This is a genomic window from Allopseudospirillum japonicum (genome assembly GCF_900108915.1).
GTDB lineage: Bacteria > Pseudomonadota > Gammaproteobacteria > Pseudomonadales > Halomonadaceae > Pseudospirillum > Pseudospirillum japonicum.
Genome location: NZ_FNYH01000001.1, coordinates 497,105 through 504,366, shown reverse-complemented (window position 1 = coordinate 504,366; position 7,262 = coordinate 497,105). Strand labels below are relative to the sequence as shown.

Sequence of the window (7,262 nt, the reverse complement as noted above, 5' to 3'; positions counted from 1 at the left end):
TGGGATAAAACCGCTCTTTGTAGGCTCGTTTTGTCATGCTGGATAAATTAGCAGCTCAGCGAGATCCTGGCAAGAGGGCACCGCTACGCGGTGCGCGCTTGTATCACCGCCCGATTGGGCGATGCTTTACGCGCTTTTTGGTAAACGGGGGAAGAAGCTTGTGTATACAGAAAGCGCTCCCTCCCCTAAGTTTAGTTAGTGGTACTTTATAGCCTCCCCCTTGGCAGGGGGAGGAAATTTCTTCTGTACTTAGGTTAGCCTTTTGCACCTTGGATAAAATCCGCTTGATAGGTGCGTACTTGCTCTGCGGTTAATAAGAAAACGCCCTGCCCCCCTTCAGCAAATTCTAGCCACAAGAAAGGCACTTCTGGATACGCGGCTTCTAAATGGCTTTCACTATTGCCTACTTCTACAATTAATAACCCTGTCTCGGTCAAGTGCTGACCTGCCTGTGCCAAAATAATGCGCACCAGATCCAGGCCATCCTCTCCAGCTGCCAGCGCAAGTTCGGGTTCTTGTTGGTATTCCATCGGCATAGTGGCTAAGTCATGTGTGTCCACATAGGGTGGATTACTGACAATCAAATCATATTTTTGTCCATCCAACCCAGCAAATAAATCCGCATGCAAAGCACGTACTCGGGTGCTGAGCCCATGACGCTCAATATTGGTTTGCGCAACTGCCAGAGCATCGGTTGAAATATCTGATAAATCCACTTGCGCACCTGAAAAGGCGTGCGCACAGGCAATTCCAATACAGCCACTGCCTGTACATAAATCCAAGATGCGCTGTGGTGGTTCAGTTAGCCAAGGTTGAAATCCTTCTTGGATCAATTCCCCAATGGGGGAGCGCGGAATGAGTACGCGTGGGTCCACATTAAAAGGTAAACCGGCAAACCAAGCCTCGCCTAGTAAATAGGGCAAGGGCATACGCTCTTCACAGCGCCGGCGAATTAATTGCACTATGCGTTCGCGTTCTTCTTGGGTCAAACGTGCATCCAACAAGGAAGCATCCGTATTCCACGGTAAATGCACGGCACCTAATACCAATTGAACGGCCTCATCCCAAGGGTTATCCGTCCCATGACCAAAGTACACTTGGTGTTTATTGAATTGGCTTAGTGTCCAACGAATGTAGTCTCGTAACGTGTGTAACTCTTGCACTAAAGCAGTTAAAGATTGATGTTTCACAGGCAAGAAACTCCCTCAAATCCTAAAATTTAGCAATTGCCGCAGCGGCTTTACTCTGGATTATGCGCATATTAACGCGCAGATGCGAGATTTTCCGTTATACTTCAGCGCCAACCAACTTGTATTGATTGATTTTCAAGTGATAGAAAGAGGCTTTTTTTGATGAAAACAAGCACTTCATCAACGAGCAAGCGCGCCTCGAAAGTGGCCACCTGTGATGAGTTGGCTTTATTTCGTCAAGCCTTGGATGGTGTGAAACCTCACAAGGAGACACGGGCCGATGTGCACTCACAGGGACGCGCGCGTGTCCAGCAGAAGCAACAAGACCCTAATTACCAGCAAAGACGCCAAGCAGCACAGGCAACTTTTGAGCAACAAGTACAAAGCCAACTCAATGAAGGCGAGGTCCCTGCGGTCACCCCAAGCGAATACCTTTCTTTTAGTGTGCCTGATTTACCCTATCGCACCCTACAGCAGCTTAAACGCGGGCAAATTGCTTGGGAGCAAGGGTTAGACTTACATGGTTACACCTTAGAAAGCGCACGCCAAGAAGTGGATGCTTTCTTGCAGGATGCCAAACGTTATAAATACCGCTGTGTTCTGATTGTGCATGGTAAATCTTATAGCGATGGCATGGAGCGTAGTCCGGTGATTAAAGCCCATGTGAATACTTGGTTACGCCAATGTCCACAAGTGTTAGCCTTCACCTCGGCACAAGCACGCGATGGCGGCACAGGTGCGGTTTATGTACTCTTACGGACTCGTCAAGATCAAACTCAGTATTAAAAGGTGATTTGTATGCAGTTTACTAGTACTCAAGAATATGTGGCGACCCAAGCCCTGCAAGTGGCTGTGAATGCTGCCATTCGCTTACAGCGTCCGCTATTAATTAAGGGGGAGCCAGGAACAGGTAAAACCATGCTGGCGGAGCAAGTCGCTGCAAGTTTAAATTTAAATTTAATTCCTTGGCATATTAAATCAACGACCAAAGCCCAACAGGGTTTATATGAATATGATGCAGTGTCACGCTTACGGGATTCTCAATTAGGAGATCCTAAAGTAAAAGACATCAGCAATTATATTATTAAAGGTAAATTGTGGGAGGCTTTCGAGTCTGAACAACCTGCAGTCTTGCTGATTGACGAAATTGATAAAGCAGATATTGAGTTTCCCAACGATTTATTATTAGAACTGGATCGGATGGAATTTTATGTTTACGAAACTCAACAACGGATTCAAGCGCGTCACCGTCCGATTATTATTATTACCTCTAATAATGAAAAAGAGCTCCCAGACGCCTTTTTGCGTCGTTGCTTCTTTCATTATATTAATTTCCCAGATAAAGGCACCATGCGCCAAATTATTGATGTCCATTTCCCTAATATCCAAAATGATTTGGTCATTCGCGCCCTCGAAGTATTTTACGAACTACGCACGGTGACAGGACTGAAGAAAAAGCCCTCGACCTCTGAACTAGTCGATTGGCTGAAATTATTAATGGCAGATGATATCTCGCGCGAACTTCTGTTAAATAAGGAAGCCCACGAAGCCATCCCACCTTTATGCGGTGCTTTAGTGAAAAACGAGCAAGACGCTTCCTTGCTAGAGCGCCTCGCGTTTATGCATCGCCGCAAAGCCTAATTCTTACCTCCACAGGCTCGCTCAGCACTGTGGAGTTTTTATCTCAAGGGGGCACTATGCTGATCGATTTTTTTAGCCAAGTCCGTGACGCCGGCGTGCCTGCCACGGTGCGCGAATTACTAGATCTTATTGCTGCTTTAAATCAGAATCTTGCCTTTGCTGATTGGGACGAATTTTATTTATTGGCGCGTACTTGTTTAGTGAAAGACGAAAAATATTATGATCGTTTTGATTTAGCTTTTAGCCATTATTTTCAAGGGGTTGCACAATTAGATGTTGCCCTTGATCAGTTGATTCCTGAAGACTGGTTGCGCCAAGAATTTGAACGCTTGCTTACCCCAGAAGAGCGCGAACAACTCAAAACGCTTGGCAGCTTGCAAGAACTGTTAGATACCTTACAAAAACGTCTGCAAGAACAAAAAGGCCGTCATGCAGGCGGCAGCAAATGGGTGGGTACGGGCGGGACCTCGCCTTTTGGGCATGGTGGTTATCATCCAGAGGGCATCCGTATTGGCGGCGAATCACGGCATAAACGTGCGGTGAAAGTGTGGGAAAAACGTGAATTTCGCAATCTTGATGATTCGGTGGAATTAGGCACCCGCAATATTAAGGTAGCACTTAAACGTTTACGCCAATTTGCCCGTACAGGTGCGCATCAGGAATTGGATCTTGATAGGACAATTCGTGCCACTGCGCGTAATGCTGGGCACCTAGATTTAAAGATGGTGCCCGAACGTCATAATGCAGTAAAAGTCCTTTTGTTTTTGGACGTGGGCGGTTCTATGGATCCCCATGTGCAAGTATGTGAGGAGCTTTTTTCTGCCTGCCGCAGTGAATTCAAACACCTAGAATATTTCTATTTTCACAATTTTGTTTATGAATCTGTCTGGCAAGACAATCTACGCCGCTATCAAGAACGTATCCCCACTTTGGAGGTATTGCATAAATATGGCGATGATTACAAAGTGATTTTTGTCGGTGATGCTTCTATGGCCCCTTATGAAATTGCCTTGGCTGGCGGCAGTGTTGAGCATTGGAACGAGGAAGCCGGTGCTGTGTGGATGCGACGGATTCGGCAAACATGGAAAAAAACCCTGTGGTTAAATCCAGTGGCACCCCGTTATTGGGATTACACCCATTCCATTCAGATGGTACGTGACTTGATGGAAGACCAAATGTATCCGATGACGTTAGAAGGGCTTGATCAAGCCATGCGCTGGCTAAGTAAATAAACGTGCTCTACTTGCACCAAGACATATGCCTGTAAACTTTGTTATCGCCTGCGCTTACTGGATACTAGGTATTCTTTGGGGTATCTCAGTTAGCGCAAGCAGTTCACCTGATGTATGTAACCCAAATCGATTTCACCGCTACCGCTTGCCTATCGCTTGAGAATTGACCAAAAACCGATGAAATATCCCTTGTTCTTATGGTTGACTTGGCTTCTGCCTTGTTACTTTTTACTAGGAACTCATGCAGCCTTAGCGGTCGAGACGGCATCTTTTAGCCTACAAGTGAAAGATCAAGCACAACAAAAGCTGACAGGTTATGTACTGGCCTGTGTCTCGTCGTCTTCTGTGTTGCCGCAAATTTCTGGCAAAGATTGCGACTATCAAAGGAGTCATACCCAAGCTTTATACCGTGGTTTTAGTCAGCAAACCCACTGGCTCCATGTACGCTTACACAATCCAAGTTCGCAGCCTTTGATGCGTTGGTTAGAGGTTGGGCATCCTAGAATGCAATTGGTACGCTTTTATCAGTGGGATGCACAGCAAGGCTGGCAAACTTTTGCGACCGGCCAAAGTATACCACCGCACGAACGACCATTAAGATCCTCACGCTTATTGCTACCGATTGAGCTACCTGCACAAACTGAAGTAGCTTTTTATCTACAAATTAACGCGCAAACCCATGTTGATCAAAGTATGACGCTCTGGCGGCCAGATGATTATGTTGTCCAGCAAAGCAAAAGTCAGATTATTCAAGCTTTGTCTATGGGGGGGCTTGTGTTGGCAGCTGTGTTTGCATCCATGCTATATCTACACCATCAAGCAATAACCAGCCTCTGGCTCAGCTTAACTTTTTTGTCTCAAGTCGTACTTGATGCCAGCTATACAGGCCTGCTCTCTGCCTATTTTTGGCCACCTGATCTTCCCTATAACATTCGCTTCCATGGCGTTCTAGTGGGATTAATGGTGCTGTTTTTTATGCAATTTGTACGCAGCTTTCTCAAGACCTCGGTAGAAACTCCCCCTTTAGCTTTTCTGATTCGAGTTGGGCAAATCGCTATTTTTCTTAATATGATAGCGCTTATATTCTGGCAATATGCGATTCCCATACGCACAATGAGCATTTTGGCATTAATTTTCATGCTGGTGAGTATCTGGCTGTTTTTTCGTGCTTGGCAACAAGGTTCTAATCCTGCAGGCTATTTGCTGATGAGTTATATTTTACTGCTACTCATGGTTGCCTATCGTGCTGCGAGTGCTTTTGGTTGGCTAGGACATGTTCCTTTACAAGAGTATGGCTTTTCTTGGTATTTCGTGCTGATTACGCCCACAAGCTTGCAAGCTGTATTGCGTCCTTCTAGTGCTCGAACATCGCATTGATAACAAGATAATTTTTGTGGGTAATGCGCCTATAGCGCCTGATGAAAAACGAACTAGATCACTTCCCACACGGTGGGTGTGCGGGAAGTATCCAGCAAGTGTATTTTGTTGGCAGGGGTATCAAAGACAAATATACCCAAGATGCAAATTAATGACGGAAATGACGCATTCCTGTAAAGACCATCGCCATGTGGTGTTCGTTTGCAGCAGCAATCACTTCATCATCGCGTACAGAACCGCCTGGCTGAATCACCGCGGTAATACCAGCCGCTGCGGCCGCATCAATCCCATCGCGGAAAGGGAAGAAGGCATCCGAGGCCATCACAGACCCTTGTACCTCTAAGTTTTCATCTGCAGCCTTAATGCCTGCAATTTTTGCTGAATATACTCGGCTCATCTGTCCTGCACCAACACCAATGGTCATGCCTGCTTGTGCGTACACAATGGCATTAGATTTCACATACTTAGCCACCTTCCATGCAAAGGCTAAATCTTTCAGCTCTTGCTCTGTGGGCACACGATCAGAAACGACTTTAAAATCATCACGTGTGACCATGCCAAGATCGCGTTCTTGGACTAAAAGGCCACCAGTGACACGTTTATAATCAAAGGCAAGCTCGCGCTCGCCTGGCCAAAAGTCGCCTACATCTAACAAGCGTACATTCTGCTTTTGTGCGATCACAGCTTGCGCTTGGGCACTGATGCCAGGGGCAATGATGACTTCTACGAACTGGCGCTCGATGATGGCTTGGGCAGTTGCGGCATCAAGCTCACGGTTGAAAGCGATAATCCCGCCAAAGGCGCTGGTTGGATCCGTTTGGTAGGCCTTGTTATAGGCTTCTAATAAGCTCGCACCTAAAGCAACTCCACAAGGGTTAGCATGTTTAACGATGACACAAGCTGGGGTACTAAAGGCTTTGACACATTCGAAGGCAGCATCCGTATCAGCCACATTATTATAAGATAGGGCTTTGCCTTGAAGCATACGTGCGGTGGCAACACTGGCTTCTTGTGTGTTGGCTTCTACATAAAAAGCCGCTTGCTGATGAGGGTTTTCCCCATAGCGCATATCCTGTTTTTTAATAAATTGGGTGTTGAATGTCCGTGGGAAGGTTTGAGGTTCAGCTTCTTCTTGCGCTGGAAGCTCGCTTGCTGCAACGCGGGCGCCTAAGTAATTGGCAATTGCTGCATCATAAGCTGCTGTGTGCTCAAAAGCTTTTACTGCTAGATCAAAACGCAATTCATAAGGAATGTGTTGTTCGTTAGTATCTAAGGCATTTAAAACACGCGCATAGTCCGCTGTATCCACGACAATACTGGTAAATGCATGATTTTTAGCACAAGAGCGTACCATAGTGGGGCCACCAATATCGATATTTTCGATGGCTAATTCCAGTGTGCAATCATCGCGAGCGACCGTTTGTGTAAAGGGGTAAAGATTGACCACCACCATATCAATGGCTTGAATGTGGTGTTCAGCCATGACGGCATCATCTTGACCACGACGACCTAAAATTCCGCCATGAATTTTAGGGTGTAAGGTTTTCACGCGGCCATCCATCATTTCTGGAAAGCCTGTGTAATCAGAAACCTCAGTCACAGGGATTTGGGCTTCCTGTAGTAGTTTATAAGTGCCTCCGGTTGATAAAAGTTCTACTCCGCGTTGTTGAAGTTCGCGGGCAAAATCAACAATACCGCTTTTATCAGACACACTGATAAGGGCGCGTTTCACTGGCATACAAGCTTGAACGGGCGCTGGCATAAGCATAAATACCTGGTTTATAAGGCCAATAAAAAGAGGCAAGTAGCAACTTGCCCAAGG

The 7,262-nt window shown here is 46.2% G+C and carries 6 protein-coding genes; 4 read left to right on the top strand and 2 right to left on the bottom strand.

What is annotated here, in order from left to right; genetic code table 11:
- Positions 1-254: 254 nt before the first annotated feature.
- Positions 255-1,190, bottom strand: a complete 936-nt coding sequence (prmB, locus tag BMX05_RS02320; protein ID WP_093308327.1) for a 50S ribosomal protein L3 N(5)-glutamine methyltransferase — start codon at positions 1,188-1,190, stop codon at positions 255-257.
- A gap of 162 nt (positions 1,191-1,352) precedes the next feature.
- Here prmB and BMX05_RS02315 point away from each other — a divergent pair, with 162 nt between their 5' ends.
- The 4 genes from BMX05_RS02315 (at position 1,353) to BMX05_RS02300 (ending at position 5,440) form a co-directional block, all read left to right on the top strand.
- Positions 1,353-1,976: a Smr/MutS family protein gene (locus tag BMX05_RS02315; RefSeq protein ID WP_093308326.1), complete on the top strand. Its 624-nt coding sequence runs from the start codon at positions 1,353-1,355 to the stop codon at positions 1,974-1,976.
- A gap of 12 nt (positions 1,977-1,988) precedes the next feature.
- Positions 1,989-2,831, top strand: a complete 843-nt coding sequence (locus BMX05_RS02310) for an AAA family ATPase (protein ID WP_093308325.1) — start codon at positions 1,989-1,991, stop codon at positions 2,829-2,831.
- A 56-nt stretch (positions 2,832-2,887) separates the two neighbouring features.
- Entirely contained in the window at positions 2,888-4,063 is a 1,176-nt protein-coding gene (locus BMX05_RS02305) for a vWA domain-containing protein (RefSeq protein ID WP_093308324.1), read from the top strand.
- Between the two features lie 189 nt (positions 4,064-4,252).
- A complete protein-coding gene (locus tag BMX05_RS02300; RefSeq protein ID WP_177166748.1) occupies positions 4,253-5,440 on the top strand; it encodes a 7TMR-DISM family protein in 1,188 nt (395 codons plus the stop codon).
- Between the two features lie 148 nt (positions 5,441-5,588).
- On the opposite strand, the gene purH is transcribed toward BMX05_RS02300, so the two are convergent.
- A complete protein-coding gene (gene purH / locus BMX05_RS02295; protein WP_177166747.1) occupies positions 5,589-7,202 on the bottom strand; it encodes a bifunctional phosphoribosylaminoimidazolecarboxamide formyltransferase/IMP cyclohydrolase in 1,614 nt (537 codons plus the stop codon).
- Positions 7,203-7,262 lie beyond the last annotated feature (60 nt).

Excerpts from the sequence above, each read along its gene's own strand:
- BMX05_RS02315 (WP_093308326.1), top strand. The coding sequence starts at position 1,353 with ATGAAAACAAGCACTTCATCAACGAGCAAGCGCGCCTCGAAAGTGGCC.
- BMX05_RS02310 (WP_093308325.1), top strand. The coding sequence starts at position 1,989 with ATGCAGTTTACTAGTACTCAAGAATATGTGGCGACCCAAGCCCTGCAA.
- BMX05_RS02305 (WP_093308324.1), top strand. The coding sequence starts at position 2,888 with ATGCTGATCGATTTTTTTAGCCAAGTCCGTGACGCCGGCGTGCCTGCC.
- purH (WP_177166747.1), bottom strand. The coding sequence starts at position 7,202 with ATGCCAGCGCCCGTTCAAGCTTGTATGCCAGTGAAACGCGCCCTTATC.